The organism is Planifilum fimeticola (assembly GCF_003001905.1).
GTDB classification, from domain to species: Bacteria; Bacillota; Bacilli; order Thermoactinomycetales; family DSM-44946; genus Planifilum; species Planifilum fimeticola.
This window is the reverse complement of the sequence record NZ_PVNE01000005.1, coordinates 1-22,806: the sequence shown is the minus strand read 5'-3', so window position 1 is coordinate 22,806 and position 22,806 is coordinate 1. Positions and strand designations below refer to the sequence as shown.

General features: G+C 59.8%; 18 protein-coding genes and 1 pseudogene. 11 read left to right on the top strand and 8 right to left on the bottom strand.

Going from position 1 to position 22,806, the window contains the following annotated elements; genetic code table 11:
• Positions 1 to 20: 20 nt before the first annotated feature.
• From carA to CLV97_RS18895, 5 genes and pseudogenes are all read left to right on the top strand, one after another.
• Positions 21 to 1,112: a glutamine-hydrolyzing carbamoyl-phosphate synthase small subunit gene (gene carA / locus CLV97_RS04465; protein WP_106344334.1), complete on the top strand. Its 1,092-nt coding sequence runs from the start codon at positions 21 to 23 to the stop codon at positions 1,110 to 1,112.
• Entirely contained in the window at positions 1,105 to 4,332 is a 3,228-nt protein-coding gene (carB, locus tag CLV97_RS04460) for a carbamoyl-phosphate synthase large subunit (RefSeq protein WP_106344333.1), read from the top strand. The genes carA and carB overlap by 8 nt, the downstream gene beginning before the upstream one ends.
• A complete protein-coding gene (gene pyrF, locus CLV97_RS04455) occupies positions 4,329 to 5,060 on the top strand; it encodes an orotidine-5'-phosphate decarboxylase (RefSeq protein ID WP_106344332.1) in 732 nt (243 codons plus the stop codon). Before carB ends, pyrF begins: the two co-directional genes overlap by 4 nt.
• Positions 5,044 to 5,634 carry an orotate phosphoribosyltransferase gene (pyrE, locus tag CLV97_RS04450; protein ID WP_106344331.1) on the top strand — a complete coding sequence of 197 codons (591 nt, stop codon included), beginning with the start codon at positions 5,044 to 5,046 and terminating at the stop codon, positions 5,632 to 5,634. Before pyrF ends, pyrE begins: the two co-directional genes overlap by 17 nt.
• Before the next feature lie 347 nt (positions 5,635 to 5,981).
• Positions 5,982 to 7,123: pseudogene (locus tag CLV97_RS18895) on the top strand (MFS transporter).
• Positions 7,124 to 7,552: 429 nt separating this feature from the next.
• On the opposite strand, the gene CLV97_RS04435 reads toward CLV97_RS18895, so the two are convergent.
• Genes CLV97_RS04435 through CLV97_RS04425 form a run of 3 tightly spaced genes read right to left on the bottom strand, consistent with a single transcriptional unit; the run spans position 7,553 to position 9,328 of the window.
• Complete coding sequence (locus tag CLV97_RS04435) at positions 7,553 to 7,867, bottom strand: DMT family transporter (RefSeq protein ID WP_106344328.1); 315 nt, start codon at positions 7,865 to 7,867, stop codon at positions 7,553 to 7,555.
• Entirely contained in the window at positions 7,864 to 8,565 is a 702-nt protein-coding gene (locus CLV97_RS04430) for a DMT family transporter (protein WP_245891371.1), read from the bottom strand. Before CLV97_RS04430 ends, CLV97_RS04435 begins: the two co-directional genes overlap by 4 nt.
• On the bottom strand, positions 8,546 to 9,328 hold the full coding sequence (locus CLV97_RS04425; protein ID WP_106344327.1) for a MerR family transcriptional regulator: 783 nt from the start codon (positions 9,326 to 9,328) through the stop codon (positions 8,546 to 8,548). Before CLV97_RS04425 ends, CLV97_RS04430 begins: the two co-directional genes overlap by 20 nt.
• Positions 9,329 to 9,675: 347 nt before the next feature.
• On the opposite strand from CLV97_RS04425, the gene CLV97_RS04420 reads away from it, so the two are divergent.
• Entirely contained in the window at positions 9,676 to 10,293 is a 618-nt protein-coding gene (locus CLV97_RS04420) for a hypothetical protein (RefSeq protein ID WP_106344326.1), read from the top strand.
• A 74-nt stretch (positions 10,294 to 10,367) separates the two neighbouring features.
• Positions 10,368 to 12,143 (top strand): B12-binding domain-containing radical SAM protein, encoded by a 1,776-nt coding sequence (locus tag CLV97_RS04415; protein WP_106344325.1) that lies wholly within the window; start codon positions 10,368 to 10,370, stop codon positions 12,141 to 12,143.
• A gap of 191 nt (positions 12,144 to 12,334) precedes the next feature.
• Here the strand turns inward: CLV97_RS04415 and CLV97_RS04410 are convergent, their stop codons facing one another.
• The 5 genes from CLV97_RS04410 to CLV97_RS04390 form a co-directional block, all read right to left on the bottom strand.
• Positions 12,335 to 13,291: a PDR/VanB family oxidoreductase gene (locus tag CLV97_RS04410; RefSeq protein WP_106344324.1), complete on the bottom strand. Its 957-nt coding sequence runs from the start codon at positions 13,289 to 13,291 to the stop codon at positions 12,335 to 12,337.
• Positions 13,288 to 13,857: a hypothetical protein gene (locus CLV97_RS04405; RefSeq protein WP_106344323.1), complete on the bottom strand. Its 570-nt coding sequence runs from the start codon at positions 13,855 to 13,857 to the stop codon at positions 13,288 to 13,290. The genes CLV97_RS04410 and CLV97_RS04405 overlap by 4 nt, the downstream gene beginning before the upstream one ends.
• Entirely contained in the window at positions 13,854 to 14,780 is a 927-nt protein-coding gene (locus tag CLV97_RS04400) for a heme-dependent oxidative N-demethylase family protein (protein ID WP_106344322.1), read from the bottom strand. The genes CLV97_RS04405 and CLV97_RS04400 overlap by 4 nt, the downstream gene beginning before the upstream one ends.
• Before the next feature lie 146 nt (positions 14,781 to 14,926).
• Positions 14,927 to 16,084, bottom strand: a complete 1,158-nt coding sequence (solA, locus tag CLV97_RS04395; protein WP_106344321.1) for an N-methyl-L-tryptophan oxidase — start codon at positions 16,082 to 16,084, stop codon at positions 14,927 to 14,929.
• A 124-nt stretch (positions 16,085 to 16,208) separates the two neighbouring features.
• A complete protein-coding gene (locus CLV97_RS04390; protein WP_106344320.1) occupies positions 16,209 to 17,021 on the bottom strand; it encodes a VOC family protein in 813 nt (270 codons plus the stop codon).
• 253 nt (positions 17,022 to 17,274) lie between these two features.
• On the opposite strand from CLV97_RS04390, the gene CLV97_RS04385 reads away from it, so the two are divergent.
• The 4 genes from CLV97_RS04385 (at position 17,275) to CLV97_RS04370 (ending at position 22,598) form a co-directional block, all read left to right on the top strand.
• Complete coding sequence (locus CLV97_RS04385) at positions 17,275 to 17,991, top strand: response regulator (protein WP_342749765.1); 717 nt, start codon at positions 17,275 to 17,277, stop codon at positions 17,989 to 17,991.
• A 2-nt stretch (positions 17,992 to 17,993) separates the two neighbouring features.
• Entirely contained in the window at positions 17,994 to 19,004 is a 1,011-nt protein-coding gene (locus CLV97_RS04380; RefSeq protein ID WP_106344318.1) for a sensor histidine kinase, read from the top strand.
• A gap of 73 nt (positions 19,005 to 19,077) precedes the next feature.
• Positions 19,078 to 19,806, top strand: coding sequence for an ABC transporter ATP-binding protein (locus CLV97_RS04375; protein WP_106344317.1), 729 nt, complete (start codon positions 19,078 to 19,080; stop codon positions 19,804 to 19,806).
• Positions 19,806 to 22,598, top strand: coding sequence for an ABC transporter permease (locus CLV97_RS04370; protein ID WP_106344316.1), 2,793 nt, complete (start codon positions 19,806 to 19,808; stop codon positions 22,596 to 22,598). Before CLV97_RS04375 ends, CLV97_RS04370 begins: the two co-directional genes overlap by 1 nt.
• The last annotated feature ends 208 nt before the right edge of the window (positions 22,599 to 22,806 follow it).

Here is a 22,806-nt window from a genome sequence, read left to right as displayed (position 1 = left end):
AGGAAAAGGAGGCTATTGCGATGCGGGGCCGTTTGTTGTTGGAGGACGGAACGCTGTTTGAGGGAGAGTCCTTCGGAGCCGAAGGGGAAGTCGTCGGGGAGGTCGTCTTCAACACCGGGATGACCGGGTACCAGGAGGTGCTGACCGACCCCTCCTACTGCGGGCAGATTGTCGCCATGACGTACCCTTTGATCGGAAATGTCGGGTTGAACCGGGACGAGGGAGAGGCGTTTCGTCCCTTCGTTCACGGTTTCGTCGTGCGGGATTACGCCGAATTTCCCAGCCACTGGCGGAGTGAGCAGACGCTGGCCGGGTGGCTGAAGGAACACGGAATCGTGGGCATCGCCGGAATCGATACCCGCATGTTGACCCGGAAAATCCGCAACCAAGGAACGATGAAGGGGCTTTTGACCACCCGGGAGAAATCCTTGTCCGGGATGCTGGAGAAGCTGGAGCGGACGCCCCTTTTGCGCGATCCCGTGTCCCGGGTGAGCACCCGGAGCGCCTATACTTCACCCGGATTCGGAAAGCGGGTCGTGCTGGTCGATTTGGGGGTCAAATACGGCATCCTCCGGGAGCTGGTTCGCCGCGGCTGCGACGTGGTGGTCGTCCCCCACGACACGCCGTCGGAGGAGATAGACCGTCTCCGGCCCGACGGCGTGCTCCTGTCCAACGGGCCGGGAAACCCCAAGAATCTTCCGCGGACCATCGATACCGTGACGAAACTGTTGGGGCGATACCCCTTGTTCGGCATTTGCCTGGGGCACCAGGTGCTGGCCCTGGCCTGCGGCGCCGACACGGAGAAGATGAAGTTCGGCCACCGGGGCGGCAATCATCCGGTGAAGGACCTGGAGAGCGGCCGAACCGTGATCACCTCGCAGAACCACGGATATGCGGTGAAAAAGGAATCGGTGGCGGGCACCCCTCTTGAAATCACCCACATCGCCCTGAACGACGGAACGGTGGAGGGGCTTAGGCACAGAGAGCTGCCCGTCTTTTCCGTACAGTACCATCCGGAGGCGGCCCCCGGCCCCCGGGATTCCGGCTTCCTGTTCGACCGCTTTCTGGAGCTGATGGACCGCCGCCGTCGGAAGGAGGAGACCGATGCCTAAGGATTCGAGGTTGAAAAAGATTTTGGTGATCGGCTCCGGTCCGATCGTGATCGGACAGGCCGCCGAGTTCGATTACGCCGGTACCCAGGCGTGCCAAGCCCTGCGGGAAGAAGGGGTGGAGGTGGTGCTGGTCAACAGCAACCCGGCGACGATCATGACCGACACCCACATGGCGGACAAGGTGTACATCGAACCCCTCACTCCCGACTTTCTCATCCAGGTGATCCGCAAGGAGCGGCCGGACGGCCTCCTGCCCACCCTGGGAGGTCAGACGGGGCTCAACTTGTCGGTGGAACTGGCCAAACGGGGCATTTTGGAAAGGGAAGGGGTTCGCCTTTTGGGTACGGATCTCGCCGCCATCATCCGGGCGGAGGATCGAAAGCAGTTCCGGGCCCTGATGGAGGAACTGGGGGAACCGGTGCCTCAGAGCGCCATCGTCCAATCGGTGGAGGAGGCCGTTCGCTTTGCCGACGGCGCCGGGTATCCCGCCATCGTCCGCCCCGCCTACACCCTGGGCGGAACCGGCGGGGGGATCGCAGGCAGCGAGGAAGAGCTCCGGGAGATCGCCGAGAACGGGTTGAGGTACAGTCCCATCCGTCAGTGCCTCATCGAAAAAAGCATCGCCGGCTACAAGGAGATCGAATATGAAGTGATGCGGGATGCCGCCGACAACTGCATCGTGGTCTGCAATATGGAAAACGTGGACCCCGTGGGCGTCCATACCGGGGACAGCATCGTGGTCGCCCCCACGCAAACGCTGTCGGATCGGGATCACCAGCGGCTGCGCTCCGCCGCCCTGCGCATCATCCGCGCCCTGGACATCCGCGGCGGCTGCAATGTCCAGTTCGCCCTGGATCCCCAAAGCGACCAGTATTACGTCATCGAAGTGAATCCCCGGGTCAGCCGGTCCAGTGCCCTCGCCTCCAAGGCCACCGGATATCCGATCGCCCGGATTGCCGCAAAAATCGCGATCGGCTACACTCTGGACGAGCTGATGAATCCGGTGACCGGCCAGACCTACGCCTGTTTCGAGCCGACCATCGACTACGTGGTCTGCAAGATCCCGCGCTGGCCCTTTGACAAGTTCTCCTCGGCCAACCGCAAATTGGGCAGCCAGATGAAGGCGACGGGAGAAGTGATGGCCATCGGCCGCATCCTGGAGGAATCCCTCCTGAAGGCCCTGCGCTCCTTGGAGATCGGAGCGGACCATCTCTTTCTCGAGTCGGCGGAGCATTTGGCCGATGAAGAGCTGAAGCGGCGTCTGAAGGTGCCGGACGATGAACGGCTCTTCCTCCTGGCGGAGTGGTTCCGCCGGGGTGGAAGCGAAGAAGAAGCGCACCGGCTCACCGGAATCGATCCCTTTTTCCTGCACAAGATCGAAGGAATCGTGGAGATGGAACGCCGATTGGCGCAGCAAGGGGAACTCGAACCCGACCTGCTGCGGGAGGCGAAACGGATGGGTTTTACCGACCGCGTCATCGCCCGCCTGTGCCGGACCACGGAGAACGCGGTCCGTTCACTGCGCCGGGACCTGGACATCCGACCCGTTTACAAGATGGTGGATACCTGCGCGGCCGAGTTTGACGCCGCCACCCCGTACTATTACGCCACCTACGAACGGGAGGACGAGGTGATCCAGGGGAGAAAGCCGACCGTCCTCGTCCTGGGTTCGGGCCCCATCCGCATCGGGCAGGGGATCGAGTTCGATTACGCTACCGTGCACGCGATCCACGCCCTCCGGGAGGCGGGATACGAGGCGGTGATCATCAACAACAATCCGGAGACGGTTTCCACGGATTTCAACATCTCCGACCGGCTCTACTTCGAACCCCTGTACATCGAGGACGTTCTCCACGTGATCGAAAAGGAAAACCCCGTGGGCGTCATCGTCCAGTTCGGAGGGCAGACTGCCCTCAATCTGGCCCGGGAACTGGCCCGGGAGGGGATTGACATCCTGGGCACGCCGCTGGATGCGATCGATCGGGCGGAGGATCGGGAGAAGTTCGAGCGGCTGCTGGCGGAAGCGGGCATTCCCCAGCCTCCCGGCGCGGCGGTCACATCGGTGGAGGAGGCCCTGGCGAAAGCGGAAGCCCTGGGATTCCCGGTGCTGGTCCGCCCCTCCTACGTACTGGGCGGACGGGCGATGGAGATCGTCCACAGCCCAGGAGAGCTTCGCTCCTACATGGAGGAGGCGGTCAAGGTGAATCCGGAGCATCCGGTGCTGATCGACCGCTATCTCAGGGGGAAAGAGCTGGAGGTGGACGCCCTCTGTGACGGGGAGACCGTGCTGATTCCCGGTATCATGGAACACATCGAACGGGCCGGGGTCCATTCCGGCGATTCCATCGCCGTCTATCCCACCCAATCGGTCACCCCCGACCAGAAGGAGCGGCTGGTGGCTATTACCACCCAGATTGCCCGTTCCCTCCGCATCCGGGGGCTCGTCAATATCCAGTTCGTCCTCTACGGCGGAGAGATCTACGTCCTGGAGGTGAATCCGCGCGCTTCCCGCACCGTTCCCTTCCTCAGCAAGGTGACGGGAATTCCCATGGCGCAGGTGGCCACCCGGATCATGTTGGGGGAAAGTCTTCCCTCCCAGGGATATCGGAGTGGGCTGTGGCCGGAGAACGGAGACGTGGCGGTGAAAGTGCCCGTTTTCTCCTTCGCCAAGCTGCGCAGCGTCGATGTTACCCTCGGGCCGGAGATGAAATCGACCGGCGAGGTGATGGGGCGTGACAGGGACGTGGCCCGCGCCTTGTACAAGGGGCTTCTCGCCGCCGGCCTCTCCCTGCCGAAATTCGGGACGGTGATCGCCACCATCGGCGACAAGGACAAGGAGGAAGCCGTGCCGCTGATGCGCCGCTTTCACCAGCTGGGCTACCGGATCGTCGCCACCCATGGGACGGCGGATGTGCTGGAGAAGGAGGGACTTCCGGTGGAGCGGGTCAACAAGTTGAAGGAAGGCTCTCCCCACATTCTGGACTATATCCGGCAGGGTAAGGCCGATCTGGTGGTGAACACCTGGACCCGCGGACGGACGCCGGAGAGGGACGGCTTCCGCATCCGGCGGGAAGCGGTGGAACACGGCATCGCCTGTCTCACCTCGCTGGACACGGTGTCGGCGCTGCTTGACACCTTGGAGTCGATCACCCTCACCGCCGAACCGATCGGTTTTCAGTCTTCGCCGGCTCGGTCGCGGAAAGAGGTGGTGGTCGGATGAATTGCCGCGTGGTCATCGCCCTGGATTTTCCGACGGCCGAGGAGGCGGAAGCCCTTTTGTCCCGACTGGAGGCGGAGGAAAATCCCTTCGTCAAGGTGGGCATGCAGCTCTTTTACGCCTCCGGCCCCCGCTGGGTGGAGCGGTTGAAGGAGCGGGGATACGGCGTCTTTCTCGATTTGAAGCTGCATGACATTCCCAATACGGTGGCCGGTGCGGTGGATTCCGTCGCCCGGTTGGGGGTGGATCTGTTGACCCTCCACGCTTGCGGAGGGAGGGCGATGATGGAGGCCGCCCGGGAGGCCCGGGATCGGTCCGGGGCCTCGGCCCTTCGGCTGTTGGCGGTCACACAGCTCACCAGTCTTGATCAGCGGGTGCTGAACGAAGAGATCGGCATTCCGGGAACGGTGGAGGCGTGCGTGCGCCGCTATGCCCGAATGGCCCGGGAATCCGGGATGGACGGAGCGGTCTGCTCCGGCTGGGAAGCGGAAGGGATCAAAGCGATAGGCGGTCCCGACTTTTTGGCGGTGGTTCCCGGCATTCGGCCGAGTGGGGAGGCGACGCAGGATCAGAAACGGGTCATGACGCCGCAGGAGGCCGTGGCCCGGGGAGCCGACCTGCTCGTCGTCGGCCGGCCGATCACACGGGCCGCCGACCCGGCGGCGGCCTACCGGACGATTGTTAGAGCCGTACAAAACGCGGGGAGGGATCGATGTGGACTGGAATGTTGAAGAGGCGATCCGCAGGACCGGAGTGCTTTCGGAGGGCCATTTCCACCTGTCCTCCGGCCGTCACAGCGGACAGTACATGCAGTGCGCCCGGCTGCTTCAGTACCCGAGGGAGGCGGAGCAGGCGGGCCGGGCCCTGGCCGGCCTGTTCCGGGAAGAGCGGGTGGAGGCGGTGATCGGTCCCGCCCTGGGCGGCGTGATCATCGCCCATGAGACGGCCCGGTCCCTCGGCGTCCGTTGTCTGTTTGCCGAGCGGAAGGACGGGGTGATGCAGCTGCGCCGCGGATTTTCCATCGGCGAAGGAGAACGCGTCCTGGTGATCGAAGACGTGGTCACCACGGGGGGATCGGTCCGGGAAGTGATCGACCTCGTCGAATCCCTCGGCGGCCGGGTGGTCGGCGTCGGTTCCATCGTCGACCGGAGCGGCGGCGTTTCCCCCTTCGCCGTGCCGTACCGCTCCCTTCTCCGCCTGGACATCAAGAGCTATGCCCCCGGGGAATGCCCCCTATGCCGCGCGGGAATCCCCGCGGAAAAACCGGGGAGCCGGGAGGAATTGGTGAACCGGAGCAGGGGATGAGAGGAGTTCCAACAGCAGCTTTAAGGTCCGCTTCTTCCCTTCAAGGCGCTACATTGTCGAAGAATAACCCTGTCACCTTCCGTGCGTGACGGGGTTTTGTTTTCGGCTGGGAGACGATCCGATTTTATAAAGGCGGAGGCGATCGCTTTTCGCCAAAAAGGACCGACAAAATCCGCACGGGCCGCCGAACATTTCTGAGAGGTTTCGCAATGCGCAACCGGGTTGCGTGGCCTTTTCTGCGTCTGCACTCCCGATAGGTGGTAGGGATTGACAGGAAAAATCACCCCTCATATAATGAAAGCGACTAACGAAAAAAATATTTTTTTCGATAAAGGGGTGTATTGCGGATGTCCCGTCTGGTCCGGGTTTTGAAAAACCGAAACTTTTCGTTTTTATGGACTGGACATACCCTTTCCCATTTGGGGGACAACATTTTCCGGGTCGCCCTGGTCTGGTTGATCGTCACCGAAACCAACTCCGCCCGAGCGACGGCTCTGGTGTTTATGGCCTTTTTTATTCCCAATATTCTGGTGTCTCTGTTTGCCGGCGCCACGGTGGACCGGTTTTCGCGCAAAGGGGTGATCCTCGCGTCGGACGGCGTGAGGGCGCTGATGACCGTTCTCTTGGCCGCTTTGGTGCTCCTTGACAAGGTGGAGCTGTGGTCCGTCCTGTGCCTATATGTCTTCTTCGGAATCGCGGACGCCTTTTTCCAGCCGGCCTATACCGTGATCATTCATGAGCTGGTCGATCGCGACGGGCCTCCGCCAACTCGATGAACGGAATCGGCCGGCAAATCGGCGTCATCCTGGGACCGGCGCTGGGGGCGGTGCTGGTGGAGACGGTCGGCACGGCGGCAACCTTTCTCCTCGATACCCTTTGTCTGGTCGGTTCCCTTTTGGCCATCGCGATGATCCGATACCGTCCGAAGGCGGGAAAAGAGGGGGCGGGGAATGGTTCCCGCAGTTACCTGTCGGAGATCCGCGAAGGGTTGAAGCATACCTTTTCCGTCTCCTGGTTGTGGATCACCATGATTGTCGCCGCGTTGATCAATGCGGCGACGACCGGGACGTTCAATGTGGCCCTGCCCTTTCTGGTGAAGGAAACGCTGGGCGGCGGAGCGGGAATCTTGGGGACGGTAATGACTCTCTATGGAGCGGGAGCGTTATTGGGCGGTCTGTTCATAGGGAGCATCCGCTTCCAGAGAATTTCCCGGCCGGGCGTCACCCTTTATCTGTTGCTGTTCGCGATGGGGGTCGCCACGCTGGCCATTGGAGCGGTCCCCGCCGTTGCCGTGTTGATCGCAATGGCTGTCCTGCTCGGATTTCTCCTGGAATGCTTCGGGGTGGTCTGGATCACCCTGCTCCAGGAGCGTGTGCCTCCGCACCTTCTCGGACCGTCATCCCTGTCGGTCTCGCTTTGGCCGGTGCGGCGGTGGCCGCTTTTGGCCCGGCTTGGACGTTCATCGCCGGAGGCGCCGTTGTGGCTATGATGCCCCTGCTGGGGCTTTTGTCCCGATCCATCCGGAATCTGAAAGTTGAAGATCCACAGGAAGACGCAGCAGGGGTGATGGGAGCGAAATCCAGGTGAAGGCTCCGGTTTGAGGATACGGATGGATGCAGGTACATGTCCGGGATGAAGCGGACGAATCTTTGACGAGGAAAAAGATATTGGGCCAGTAACCCTCGTCAGCGGATGGGAGAGGGATTTTTAGGCGGTGTCCCTCCGAATAATGCCGGAAGCGGTAAAAAATAAGCGGTAATGAGTGCGCATCGGCGAATGCGCACCAAAAGCGCCTCCGCAACGGCGGGCATGGTCTGAGGACCGATGGGGCAGAAGTAAGTCAGAGTGCGGATTCCAAAAAAAGGTCACCGACACATCGACACTTCTACAAAGGCTCCGAGTGCCTGGAATAGGATAGTTACGCGATCCATCTCAGGCCGATGACGCAGGCGATGATCCCCAGCATGCACAGGATGCGCCCCGGGCTTTTCGATTCATTGAAGAACAGGATGCCGACCACCGCCGCTCCCATCGTTCCGATTCCCGTCCAGACGGCGTAAGCGATGGACAGCGGAATCTCTTCCAACGATATGCGCAGCAATGTGAGGCTGACGAGAAAACCGCCGATCAGCAGCAGATACATGAACCAACTTCCTTTTTCCGATGCTTTTTTGAGCCCGACGACACCGATCACTTCGGTCAAGCCGGCCAGAACCAAACAGATCCAGCTCATGGATGAGATCCCTCCCGACTGTCGGATGTCCATTTCAATCCGATGATAAAAAGGACGAGCAGCGAGATGAAAAACATCTTCAGAAAGCTCAACGTCTCCTTGAAAAATGCGACATCCACCAGGACAAGCCCCGCGGTACCGATTCCGGTGAAGACGGCATAGGCGGTGCCGACCCCCAACCGCCTCACGGCTTTTATCAGAAAGTCAAAGCTGAGGATCAGCGCGAGGATCAGCGGTCCCCCCAGCATATCCATCTTCAGAGCGGTGGCCCAGACGATCTCCAACAAGCCGGCGAGCAGGAGATAAGTCCATGCAGTACCCGGATTTTTATCCGGTTTTTTGGCCGTCGCCGCCTCCTCGCCGTACCTTTCAGCATCCCCCTCGTCTTTTTGAAGATGTCGGGCGGGTGTTTTTTTCTTCCGGGGAAAGATGGTTTCGATGATGTCCAAGATGAGGTGCACGAGGAGGACGGTTTTCCAGATGCCGCTGAGCTCATTGACCGTTTGGTTCGAGTAGATATTGACGCCGTGATTCAAAAAGTTCTCTTGAATGTGGTCCAAATAGGATTCACTGCCGAGCTGCGACAGCGGCTGGACGCCGAAAAATGCGGCAAACACACAGTGCATGGCGACAAAGAGAACCAGATGATAAAAGAAGTGGTCCCATCTTGCCGACGCCTTATCGTTTTTCTTCGCCATGTTTGTCCCCCTCACCATATTTCTGATACCAATCGAGAATTTGCTCGATGTACTCCATGGTTTCCTTATCCAGGCCGATCACCTTTTCCGGCTGTCCGTCCTCCGGCTTGATCTTTTCCCAATATTTGTCGACCAGTGAATCTTCCATTTGCAGATACTCGCGGATGAAACGCATGATTTCCTCCGCCAGCCGTTGCGAAACGGGGGAGTCGATCGGTTCCCCCTTTGTTTGGCGGATTTTTTTCAGCAGTTCAATCCATTTTTCCGTCTTTTCATCACGAGCGGTCAGATCCGGCAATTGCTGAAGCAGGATTTCCTGTTCTTCTTCCGTAAAGTGGCGGGATAGAAAGCTATCCGCGTCATTCAGTTGGATCGACTGAATAATGGCCAGGATCTCGTCATTCGAAACATCTCCCGTCAGTTCAAGGGAATGGCGGATGACGTGGAGGCTTCGTTCCAGAAGTTCCAGCCTCCGCTTTTCTTCCCGGATTTTCTCGATTTCCATATCGAAGATTTCCATCCATCGCTGCGCTTTCTCGGCGTTGTCCGCGGTAACCTGCGTCATTTCTTTTATTTGGCAGAGTTTGAATCCCAACTTTTTGAGGACGATGATTTGCTGCAGTTTGACGAGGTCATCCTTGGTGTAGTATCGGTAGCCCGCTTCCGAGATTCTTGACGGTTTCAACAGGCCGATTTCATCGTAATAATGGAGGGTCCGTATGCTCACATTGGTGATCCGGGAAAGCTCTCCGACCCGGTACATCGGTTTCTCTCCTTTCGAAGGGTTTCCGCAATCGTATGATAAACCCTTACGCCAGGGTGAGGGTCAAGGGGGCGCGGTGAAGCCGTTCTGGACCGCCGCCCTTGAGGAACTTCCAGGTATACTTCATGATCTGGTTTTTTCCCATCGCGATGCAGGGAGGAGCGGGTCCCCGCTTGAAGGGCTGCCGAAGAGATGATAGGAGGCGCCATGTTGTCCTTAGCCTTCCCCAACCGTTGAGGGATCTGATGATCCCGCACAGCCGCTTACGGGACCGGGATCGTCCGAAGCGGCCGACTAGTGCCCGGAAAACTTCATGATTATACTTAAGACATGGGAGGGTGCAAAAAATGTTGAAACAAAGAAGCAAATTCGTCACGCTGACGTTCGAGCTCGTCGAAGCCGGTGTCAGGGTGGAGCATAAAACCTGGTTCGGTCGGAAGGCATTTCTCGTCAAGTATGAGACCATTCCCACCAGCGTCAGCCATATCACCGAGAAGTCAAAGACATGGTTTTGGCTGGGGCTTGTTTCGGCGCTGATCGGCCTGTGGGTCTTTGCCGGCAACCCGTATCAGGGCAATCATCCCGTGTTTTACTTGATCTTATCCCTGATGTTTTGGTTTTTATTTTGGCAGTCCCGCCGCAAGTGGATCGGCTTTCAATGCCTCGACGGCAGCGGTCTCTTCTTTATTGCCGGAAATCCCTCCGATGAGGCGGTGGAGGAATTTATCAGGCGAGTTCAGGAAGCGAAGGAGAAGTATTTGCGGAGACATTTGATGGAGCGATTGGGGGATATATACCCGTTCGTGGGGGAGATGGCCTGGACCAAGATATACGACGACCTGACGAGATTGAAAGCGCTGGATATCGTTTCGGATTCGGTTTTTAGCCGATTGAAAAAGGAGATGATGGACAATTTCGAGCACTTTACGAATGAAAAGCATAACGATTTTCACCATTTGCACTGACGCCGCATGCTTCGAAAGCCGCTTTTTTCGCCGTCCGCTAATTTCTACATCTTCGGTTGTTAAAGGTGATGTCCATGAAAGTCGTCGTGACCACGCTGAATGCCAAGTATATTCACACCTGTCTGGCTCTGCGATATTTGAAAAGCTTCACCGAGCCGGAGTTTCCGGTGACCATCAAGGAATACACCATCAAGGATCCGGCGATGAGCATCGCCATGGACCTGTACCGGGAAGCTCCCGATGTGGTGGGCTTCAGCTGTTACATATGGAATATCGAGGAGACGATCCCGGTCCTGCACATTCTGAAAAAAGTGAAACCCGACGTGAAAATCGTCCTCGGCGGCCCGGAAGTCACCTACGACGTTGAGCACTGGTTCCGGCGCATTCCCGAACTGGATTTCATCGTTTACGGAGAGGGGGAGGAGACCTTCAAAGAGCTGCTGGAGGAATTGGCCGGAGAGGGCAAATTCCGGGACGTTCCGGGTCTCGCACACCGCGGCGAGGACGGGGAAGTCATCATCAATCCGCCGCGCCCCAAGCTGGATCTGCACCGGATCCCCACGCCGTACCGGTTCCCCGAAGATCGGCCGCACCTCTCCAGGCGCATCGTGTACATGGAGACCAGTCGTGGATGCCCCTTTCACTGCCAGTTCTGCCTTTCCTCCATTGAAAACGGGGTGCGATATTTTGATCTCGACCGGATCAAGGAAGACATCCTGTACCTAATCCAAAACGGGGCCAAAACGATCAAGTTCGTCGACCGCACCTTCAATATTCACCGCACCTATGCCATGGAGCTGTTCCGCTTTTTGATCGACCATCACGGCGGATGCGTGTTTCAGTTTGAGATCACCGCCGACATTCTTCGCCCGGAGATCGTCCGGTTTCTGAACGAAAACGCACCCCCAGGCATCTTCCGCTTCGAGATCGGAGTCCAGTCGACCAATCCCCTCACCAATGAGCTGATCCAGCGTCGGCAGAACTTCGACAAACTCGCCCGCACCGTGAGCAACCTCCGGGACGGCGGGAAAATCCTCCAGCATCTGGACCTGATCGCCGGGTTGCCGGAGGAGGATTACGCCTCCTTCAAAAAAACCTTCAACGACGTTTTCGCCCTGGAGCCGGAGGAGCTGCAGCTGGGCTTTCTGAAGCTGCTCCGCGGCACGGGATTGCGACGCGAGGCGGAAAAACACGGCTATGTCTACGTCGACCGCGCCCCTTACGAGGTGCTTTCCAGCCGGGTGCTCTCTTTCGATGACATGATCCGCATCAAGCGGGCCGAGGACATCCTGGAAAAGTACTGGAACTCCCATCATCTCGACGAGACGGTCCGGTTTTTGACGCGACACGAGTTTGAGACGCCCTTTGATTTTTTCCAATCCTTCGGGGATTATTGGGAAGAGCGGGGGTGGAAGCGCATCGGTCACCAGTTGGAGGATCTCTTTCTCCGTCTGCGCCAATTTCTGCGGGATCGGGGAACCCCCCATCTGCCCGTGATCGAAGGGCTCATGAAATACGATTATCTGACCCATTTCAAGCACCGCCCGCGCTCCGTATGGTGGGAGGGGATGGAAAAAGAGGAGCGGCATACCCTTCTCCGCCGCCTGGCTGCTGAACCCGCAACCGTTTCGGCGGACTTTGCCGCCCTGCGCCTATCGGAACAGGAGCTGAGCAAGCATTGCCGGGTGGAGGTGCTCCCCTTTGATTTCGCTCATTACCGAAAGACGGGTAGTCTTCGCCGGGAACCGAGTTGCCTGATCGTCCATTACAATCCCGCAGAAGGGAAGGGGAGAGCCTTCGCGGTACCCATGGCACAGCTCGGCGTCCATTTCCCTCTGACCGCGACATGACATGAAGAAGGAAAAGTTGATTTTTAGTCCCCTTGCCCCGTCCGCCATGGCACGGGGCTATTTTCTTGCTGTTTTTGTGAGTGAACGGAAGAAGGGCTCAGGAATCACGGTGTTCTGGCCCCATCGTACAGAAGGGTCCTGCCCTTATACGGCAGGACCCTTCTGCGGATACAAATTGCTAGGTTCGCAGATCAGAGATCCAGCACCAGGCGGTCGCCGGCCGCCCGTGAGACGCAGGCGATGATTGAGCGGTTCGAGGCCTTTTCTTCATCCGTCAGGTAAAAATCGCGGTGATCCACCGCCCCTTCGAAGACGCCGATCTCACAAGTGCCGCACCCCCCGGATCGGCAGGCGTAACGCACCCGAACGCCGGCGCGCAGGAGAGCGGCGAGCAGCGTCTCGTGCGCCGCCACTTCCACTTCCCGACCCGATCTGTGCAGCAGTGCCACGAACGGGCGCGGGTTGTCCGGCGTCGGGGTTGTGAATCGTTCCGCATGGATGTTGCTCTTCGGGAATCCGATCTCCTCCGCATGCCGCGAAAATTCCCGGATGAAGGGAGCGGGACCGCACAAATAAACGTGCGTTCCCACCCTGGCGCCGCGGAGAACGTCCGGCGTAAGACGCGTTCCGTTCTCGGAAAAATAGAAGCGGCTCTTCGGGTAACGGGCTTGAATGAATTCATAAAAGGCGCAGAACGAGCGGGAGCGCGCCGCGTAGTGCAGCTCGAAGGACCCGTTTTTGGTCCGGAGGGCCGCCATCATCGACAAAAAGGGCGTAATGCCGATCCCCGCTGCCAGGAACACATGGTGCCTTGCACGAGCGCTCAGCGAAAAATGATTTTTCGGCGGGCTGATGCGCACCAAATCGCCCACGCGGACACGGTCGTGCCAACCGGCGGAGCCCCCCTGCGAACGATCCGAACGGCGAATGGCGATCTCGTATGCGTCACGCCTGCCCGGATCACCGATCAGCGTGTAGTTTCGCTCGAAAATCTGCCCGTCGAAATCAACGAAGGTGGTGATGTGGCTTCCGGCTGAAAACGGTGGCAAACGGTCCGTCTCCACCGGTACCAGGGTGAATCGTTTCACCACCGGTGTCTCTATGTCGATCCGCGCGACGCGGACGGTCAGAAGGGCATCTTTTCTCATGTTTCCTCCTTTTTGGGCATGGTGTCCAGCGTCAGGTAGCCGAGAACGGCATCCAGCCGTCGGGAATAGTGATCCGACACTGCAATCGTCTTTCCACACTGTCGGCAAAGAACGGTCGGTGCGTCACCGATGGGGTTGATCGTGTAACAGGCAATACAGAAAACTTGATCATACCTTTGTCCATGGCCTCGGATTTGGATGTCTTCTTTCGCATAACCCAGCATCTCCGCGATGCGGGCGAGCGCTCGGGCCGACGTCCAGGAAGCCGCGATGTACAAGTGGGTTCCCATGGGCTGTTTTTCCAGATATATCCGGAGTGCGTCAGAGTCGTCGATTCGCGGCCACGTGCGCCTGGCGGAGATGAGGGAGGCAATGACGACGTGGGCGTCCGTGTCTTTCTCCCTTTCCCCGATAAGGTTCCATTCGACGGGATATCCCGTGGCGGCCATCCGCCGGACATCGGGAATCACATCCGCCACTCCGTGCGCGTCGACAAAGACCAAATGTTTTCGCGAGCGGCGGTGGATCACGAAGCGTGACGGCGAATCCGGGTGTCGCTTCGTCATAGGCATCGCTCCAGGTAATCGATGACCTGCTTCCGGTATGCGGACAGGCCTTTGTACGCGATGATCGCTTCCGGGAGCGTGGTGAGCACCGAATGGACTTTGTGCGCCCAATCCGGGCGTTGGCTCAGTTCTCCCACCGATTTCAAATAGGTGTGGATGCTGAACAGCAGGGCATTGCTTCCCGGCAGCCGCAGCACGCACTGTTCCTCGACGCGCAAGTGTACCGTGTCGGCCACGTTCTCCTGCGTTACCCGGTATCGCTCCGGTCCCCACTCGTCAAACGTTTCCGGCGGAATGTGGAGCCGTCTGCCCGCCTGCATGGCCCAGTTGAGGCGCGTCCAGGGCTGACCCGCTTCGACACGCAGCAGAAACCGCCGGATTTTTTCGGACAGCTCGTTACTCCACGGCACCGGATGATGGATTTCCTGGAATGACATTCCGAGATCAAAGGTGAGGGACCAGACGCTGGGAAAACACAGCTGCCCGGCTTCGAGGAAGATGTCGTCGTCCCGTTGGACCATGATCAACAAATCTTCCTGCACTTGCCGGCCGATCCAGTCAAGGGGCTGCACCGGAAGCGTGTTTGCGTCTCCAAACGTGAATTGGTGGGTCTCGTCCAGCAACCGGTTTTGGAAGGTCCATCTGTCCTCCCGCTTGTCGAGCCAAAAGCAGTCGGGATAGTTTTGCACCAACTGGTGTACAACCGTGTCCACCGCTTCCCACTGCGCTTCAAGGGTTCCCGGAAGCGCGTGGAAGCAGCGTTCCGGATGCGCTTCGAGCAAGCGGCGCTTTTCGGAGACTTCGTCGAAATATTCGGCGGTGATCTGAATACAGCACGGTGGTTCGAGCGGTTTCAGATTGTTCGAATAGCGATGCCGATCCTCCTCAAAGGGAAACGGAAAACGCTTTTTAAGGGAAACCATGCGGCAATTTTCCCCTCTTACCGCGAGATGTTCAGGTTACACCGGCCACCTTGGCCGGGGAGTTCACGCATTTGAAACGGTGTGGCGATGATGCCGGTTCCTGTGTAGGTAAGCATGGTTTTTGGATACACACAGTTGCTTGCAATTCAAGTGTTCGTTTCGCCTTCGGTGCGAAGTGCAGGGCGGTCCAGGGAGAAGAGGGACAGGTCCAGACCGGGCTTTCCGGCGGCGACCCATTGACACAGCGCCTCCCCGAGGGAACTGGAAAATTTGAAGCCGTGTCCCGTTAAACCGGCGGCGATGAGAATCCGTTCGTCTTCCGGATGGCGATCGATGATGAAGTGTTCATCCGGCGTCCGCGTGTAGATGCAAACCGAGCCGCGCAACCGTTCGCCGGCCGCCTGCGGCATCGTCCGCTCCAGGAACCGGCGCAAATCCCCCTCGTCTTCCGGTGCGCCGCCGAAGGTGCGGTCGAACCGGTCGGGATCGATCGGGGGGCCGCCGTCGTGACGCCCCACCTTGACCCCGCTTCCGGCAATGCTGGGAAAACCGTAGTACTGTTCGTCCGGGAAATCGAAGAAGAAGGCGGGAAAGCGGCGGGCATCGTACAGCCCTTCGTCGCACCGGAACCAGCCGACCGTTTTCCGCACGGGCGTGAGGGGCAGGGAGAGATCGGACAGCAGTTTGCCCGCCCACGCCCCGGCGGAGACGATCACCTGCTCCCCGTGGAAGGCGCCTTCCGGGGTCCGCACCGTTATGCCGCCCGCGTCCCCTTCGATGGTCAGGACGGGGGTGTTCGTGACGAGGACGGCGCCCAGGTCAAGGGCGCGCCTCCGGAAGGCGCGGAGGCAGGTTTCGCTGAACAGCACTCCCGCATCGGGTTCCAGGCATCCGATAAAGCTTTCCGGTATCGAGATCCCCGGCCAGCGCCGCATGATCTCTGCCGAAGACAGCCGTTCGAGGGGGAGGGAATGGGCCTCCGCACCGGCGATCACCTCCTGGATGAAGGGGGAATCCGGGAAGCCGACCCCCAAGACGCCCGTTTTCGCAAACAGTTTCTCTCCCGCTTCCTCCTCCAGTTCATACCACAGCTGTTGCGCCCGCAGGGCCAGCGGGATGTACTCCCGGCCCTCTCCGTAAGCGTGGCGGATGATTCTCGTGTCCCCGTGGTGGCTGCCGTCGGTGTGGGGCGGGTCATGGGCATCGATCATCAGGACCCGAACCCCTTTTTTGGCCAGGAAATAACCTGCCGCCATCCCGACGGATCCGGCACCGATGACGACAACGTCAAAGCGATTCCCCATGCTGGATCGTCCTTTCCTGCAGATTGGAAATGGCGGAACGCGGCGGAGGGCGCCCGCGAGCCGAAACATCGGTTGGGCACGCCGCGGGCGGGCGGAGGGAGGCAATGCCTCCGCGGCGCCGGGTTCAACGCTCCCTTGAAAACCGGTAGATTCCTCCGAACATTCTCCAATCCTCATCCTGTTCCGCTCCGGAGAAGACGACGAGAAAGGGCCTTTCTCCGCGGGTTTGCAGAACCCTTGCCACGGGACCCTCCCCGATCGGGGCGCAGAAAAGCAAATTGCCGCCCGACAGCTGCAGTTCCCGACATACCGCATTCAAGATCTTGTCCACGTATTCCCTTTCGGGTTTCAAGCCGAACCCCTTTTCCCATTTTGCCGCACGGCCGAGGTCCCGGACGGCGATGGCGACGTGATTCAGCCGCAGGTTCCCCCTCGGGTGGTGCGCGATGGCTCCGCGCCGTTCCAGATCCATTTTCCGTTCTTCGTCAGATCGCTCCCACTGGATCAGGAAGGGGGGAGGCAGCTCATCGGCCGGACCCTCGGGAAACAGCAGGGACCAACGGAGAAGAGTGCCGTCGGGTCGGGTGCGGCTGCCGGGGAAGGGACCGGAAGCCTTCCAGCCCTGTTCTTCAAGCAGGCGGGCTGCCCTGTCCAGGTTGTCCGTCCGCAGGGCGATCCGCGCCGGCCCTTCATTCCCTTTGGCCAGGTCTTCCAGGGCTTGACTCACCAGGGGATTGCCCTTCGCTTTCTCGGCAACCGCGGGATTTTCCACGCCCAGATATTCGATGTAGCTCAGGTCGAAATAGCAGAGGGTGTTGGCGGTACCCCAATCGGGGTGGCTGCCGCCTTCCACCGCGCGGAGCCCGCATTCCCGGGCGGTCCGCATCGCTTTTTTCGGGTCGCGCACGAGATGGACGAGATGATCAAAGGCGTACAACAGGGATCACCTTCCCGGATGAGTCGTGAATCCGAAAGGATGTGCCGCTTCAGTTGCCCGGATGGCAGGCAAAGGCATTCCGCGGTTTTTTCCGCGAACATCGGTCCTCCGAAGGAAGTGGATGCGGAATTTCGCGCTTGGAAAAAGATTCTTGGTTTGCCCTCCATTCTCCTGCCCCTCCAAAGAAACGGCTGGACCCCCGCCCTTTTCGTGATATTCTTGATGGAGAGCCCACCGTGGAGAGGGGATGGAGATGGACAGAGAACCATTAACTCTTCTCGTGGTCGATGATGAAGAAAAGTGGCTGGAGGTGGTGGCAAACTACCTGGAAGGGGAAGGGTATCGCGTGATACGCGCCCTGGACGGGCATGAAGCCCTTTCCCAAATTGAACAGCATCCGGAGATCGATGCGGTGCTCCTCGACTGGATGATGCCGGGGATGAGCGGCCTCGATGTGTGCCGGCGGATCCGCAGTTTCTCCGATGTTCCGATCCTCTTTTTGACGGCCAAGTCGGAGGAAGTGGACAAGCTGCTGGGATTGGAGCTGGGAGGGGACGATTACCTGACGAAACCCTTTTCCCTGCGGGAGATGGTGGCCCGGATCCGGGCGGTGCTCCGGCGGACCCGGGCCGGAAAGGGTCGCGGGACGGGAAATTCGGAGGATGAGCGCCTCCTGCGCGGGCCGCTGGAGATCGACGTGCCGGGTCACCAGGTGTGGCTGAACGGACGGGAGATTTCCCTGACGCCGACGGAGTTCAAGCTGCTCACCACCTTGGCGTCCAAGCCGGGGAGAACATACAGCCGCCTGCAATTGCTGGAATCCGCCCTCGGCGAGGAATATGCCGGTTACGAGAGGTCCATCGACACCCACATTCACAACCTGCGCAAAAAGATCGAGGAGAATCCGGCGGATCCCCGCTTCATTCAGACGGTGTTCGGAGTGGGTTACCGGTTTGGTGATGTCCGGTGAGAATGCGCACCAAGCTGTTCACCCTCTTCGGAGGATTGTTGGTGGCGGGGGTGTCGGCGGCATTTTGGGCGGGCGCCCATTGGGAGGAAGCGAGGTTGGGAGGGGAACCGACCGACCTGCCGTTGACGATTCTGCTGGCGATCGTCCTGATCGGCCTGTCGGCGGTGTACGCGGCGGCGTTGGGGATGACCCGGCGGCTGGAGCAATTGAGCGTGTCGGCGGAGGAAGCGGCCTTTGCCCCGGATCTGACGGAAGTGAAAGTCCCCGGCACCGATGAGTTGGCCGCGGTGGCCCGTTCGATGGAAAAAATGCGCCGGGAATGGATCCGGGGGGAGGAGGCCCGCAACCGGCTGGTCGCCGATGTGGCCCACGAACTGCGGATGCCGCTGGCGATTTTGCGGGGGCAGCTGGAGTCGCTCCTGGAAGGGAAGGAGCAACTGGCCCCCGACCGCTTGCTGCCCCTTATCGATGAGACGATCCGGTTGTCCCGCCTCGTGCAGGATCTGCAACAGATCGGTTTGGCGGAGGACGGACGGCTGCGCCTCGAACGCAGCTGGGTCCCCTTCGGCGCTTTGATCGATGAAGTGGTCGATGTGCTGCGGGTGGAAGCGGAGGCAAAGGGGATGGCGCTCGAGGTGGAGGGATCGGCGTGTTGTGAAATCTATTGCGATCCCGGGCGGATTCGTCAGGCGCTCATCAATTTGATCGGCAACGCGATTCGCCACACGGAAGCCGGAAATTGGGTGAAGGTGCGCCTGATGGCATTTGAAGGGGAAGTGCGGGTGGACATTGTGGATCGGGGGCCGGGGATTCCTCCGGAGAAGCTTCCCTACCTGTTTCAGCGTTTTTTCCGGGTGGACGACTCCCGAAACCGCCGTTCGGGAGGGACGGGACTGGGCCTGGCCATCGCCAAGGGATTCGTGGAGGCGCACGGGGGTACGATCGCCGTCGACAGCGTGCCGGGGGAGGGAAGCACCTTTACGGTCACTCTGCCGAGATTCCCCGTTTCTTGACAACTTCTTAAGAACTTCCCGAAAAGATCCCGAAACCTCCCCTTTATGATGGGGGCGAAGGGAGGAATCACAGATGGAACCGATCGTGGAAGCGGACGAGCTGTGGAAAATCTTCGGAGACGGGGAAAGTCGCGTGGAGGCGCTGCGGGGGGTTTCCCTTTCCGTTTTCCCCGGGGAGATGGTGGCGGTCATGGGCCCGTCGGGATGCGGGAAGACCACCCTCTTGAACGTGCTGTCCGGCATCGATACCGTCACCCGCGGCCGGGTGCGGATCCGGGGGAGGGATCTGCACGGGATGAAGGAGCGGGAGCGGGACCGCTGCCGTGCAGAACAGATGGGATTCGTCTTTCAATCCTACAACCTGATCCCCGTCCTGTCGGCGGTGGAGAACGTGGAGCTGCCCCTGTTGGCGACGGGGGTTCCCGCCCGGGAGGCTCGACGGAGGGCGGAGGAGGCCCTCGCCCGCGTCGGCTTGAAGGAGCGGCGCCACCACCGGCCGGCGGAGCTGTCGGGGGGACAGGCGCAGCGGGTCGCCCTGGCGAGGGCGATCGTCAACCGTCCCGCCGTCGTTTTTGCCGATGAGCCGACGGGAGCCCTCGACCGGAAGACCACCGAACTGGTGATCGATTTGCTGGATCATCTCAACCGGGTGGACGGTCTCACCATGGTCCTGGTGACGCACGATCCGGAGGTGGCGGAACGGGCCCACCGCATCCTGTACATGGACAGCGGTCAAATCCTCCGGGAACGTTCGACAAAGCGGCAGCCCCCTACGCTCCGATCTGCGGGGAGGGAAGGCTGATGGCGGTAATCTTCGCAGGTCTGCTTGCGGCGGCCATCCTGGCGACGGCCTTTTTCCCGGGGCGCGATCCCCATCTGCGGCGCATGGCGGTCCGGAACCTGGCGGTGCGCAAAAGCACGACGGTCTTCACCGTGGTCGGGGCGATGACCGGAACGGCGTTGATCACGGCATCGCTGCTCATCACCGGTTCGATTCAGGCCAGCGTTGACCGGTTTTTTGAGGAGCAGTTCGGCCGAATCGTCGGCGACATTTCGGCCGGCGAGCAAAAGGGATTGAAACGTCCCTACATGACGGCGGAGGATGTGCGGGACATCGAGCGCCTGGCGGAGAAGGAGGGTTACGATTGCGTATTGCCCACGGTCGGTTTGACGGTGACCCTTGTCAAGTCGGATGAGAAGGGCAGACCCCTTCTCCTCAGTCCGAGAACCTACGTGCACGGCTGGGACCCGGCGGCGGCCGGGAAGTTTGATCCCGAAGCGGTGAAGGAGATCCCCTCCGACCTCGGGGAGGGGGAAATCGTGTTGTCCGACCGGGCGGCGAACCGGCTGGAGGCACAGGAGGGAGACCGCCTTTTCGTCCTGGATGCCGGCGGCCGGATGCAACCCTTTACGGTGAAAAAGGTGGTGACCGAACGGGGATTGACCGGATACCGCGGGCTGGAAAAAGCGCAGGCGACGGCTCTGGTCTCCCTCGATGCGGCGCGGACCCTCTCAGACATCGGGGACGGTTATAACCATGTCCTTCTCGGCCGTTCCCCGAATCGGCTGGACGCATCTTCCGGCCTGTTGTTTCGGAGTGCCGGGGTGTTCAAGTCTGAGAAGGAGGGATGGGTCGTTTCCCATGTCCGCGAGGTGGCGGTTCACGACCTGGACCAATTGTTCAAATTCATCCCGGTCTTTTTTATTGCCGGTCTGAACGCGGTTCTGATCGGTTTGGCCCTGATTGTCAATATCTTTCGGATGATCGCCGAGGAACGCCGCCGGGAATGGGGAATCCTCCGGGCGATCGGAATGAACCGGCGCGATCTATCCCGCCTTCTGAGGACGGAGGGGCTTTTGTACGCGGGGTTGTCCGCCTTGCTCGGAGTGATCGCGGGCATCGGTCTGTCTTATTTGCTTCTCATGCTGTTGAAGGACACATTCCGCCGCATGGCGGAATACGGGAATCAGCTGACGGTTCGCTTCCTGTTTCATGTGGATCCCGCATTCCTCCTGGCCGGCTTTACGATCGGCCTTCTCACCGTTCTCCTGTGTGCCGCACTGGCGGCCCGCAGGGCAGGGAGGGTTTCCATCGTCGAAGCCCTGCAGCGGAGCGGGAGTCAGGAACGAAGAGGATTGACCCGGGAACGTTCGGTTCTCCGGGGGGCGGGGGCGCTCATGGTTTTCGCCCTGACCTTTTCCCTGTTCACCGTCACCATGACACGGGGATTTCGCGAATGGGTCGGCGAAACGGGCCAACCGCTCATCGTTTTTGCCGTCGGATTCTTGTTGGTCGTGCTGTTGATGATCTCTGTCATCGCCATTATGCCCCGGCTCTTTGCGGGAATCGCCCGCCTGTTTCGTCCTTTTCCCCGCCGGTTCGGGGAGCTCATACTGGCCTTCCGCTATCCGGAAGTGAATCGTCTTCGCACGGGCCTGCTCTTTTTGATGTTTACGCTGGTGTTGTATCTCACCAGTTTTTCCAGCGTGTTTGTCTCCTCCTTTGCCGCCTTTTTCGGCGATTTCGACGCCCGCAGGGCGACGGGGGGATACGATTTCACGGCTACCGCCGGCGGGGAATTTTCCACGCAGGATCTGGAAAACCTGTTCCGGTCCTCGGAATATGTGGATCCCGCGGACATCGATGCGGCGGTGGCGGTCCCCTATGTTCAGTCCGTCGAATCGGTCAACGGGGTCGATATACGGTATGCGGAGACCAACGGCATTCGCCTGGTGAAACGGGACGAGCGCTATTCGAGCGATCGCGCCGTGTGGGCAGAGGTGGCGCGCAATCCCGATGTGGCCGTGGTGGAGGAGAAATTGTTGAAATGGTCCTGGGACGAAGAGCACAAAGGCATGGTTTCCCGCAGCAAGCCGCTCACGGTGGGGGATGATTATCCCATCGTCGCAGACGGTCGGGTGGTCGCCCGCAAGAAAATCATCGGCATCGCCCAAAGCGAAAAGGAAAGTTACGGGTATCCCGCATCCGGCGGGGTATGGGTCAAAGCCGGTGAAATTCGCAAGCTGGCCGGAAGCAGGAAAAACATTCAAACCGCCCTGTTGATCCGGGCCCGATCGGCGGATTCGCTTTCGCAGCTGAGCAGGAATCTTGAAAAAACCTTCAACCTGAACAATATTTTCGGCCTGAAAAATCCGCGGGAGGAATTTTTACTCTCCAATCTCAGCTTCCGCACCCTGTTCTCGCTTTTTGAGGGATTCAGTGCCTTGGCCACGTTCATCGGCATTGCCGGGCTGATGGTGGTGATGTTCCGCACGGTGCAGGAGCGTCGCCAGCAGATCGGCATGCTCCGCGCCATCGGGCTTTCGGCACCGTCGATTTTCCGTATCCTGCTGATGGAGGGGGCCTTTATCGCCTGGACGGGGATTGCGGCAGGCATGGGAATCGGCTGTTACAGCGGATACTTGATGATCCGGGCACTTTCCCCCGAGGGAAGTGTGGCCATCCTCTTCCCTTGGCTGAAGCTCGCCGTTTATTTCGGCGGCGCCCTTTTGATCACCCTGTTGTTCGCGATGATTCCGGCTCGGAAGGCGGTTCGCCTGTCCCCCGCCGAGGCGACGCGGTATGTGGGGTGAGATGGGCAGACTGTTGAGATGGGAGAAAGCCCCCTGATAGGGGGCTTGAGATTGATGACAAACCCCCTGGCTCTTTTCGCAAGAAAAGCGCCAGGGGTTGCATGTTTATGGGAAATAAACAGATAAAGGAAATTAGATTTGGTAAATTAGGCGGATCACAAAGCCTTTTCCTCTCTTCGAGAGGAGCAAGGCCATTTTTTTGATGTTT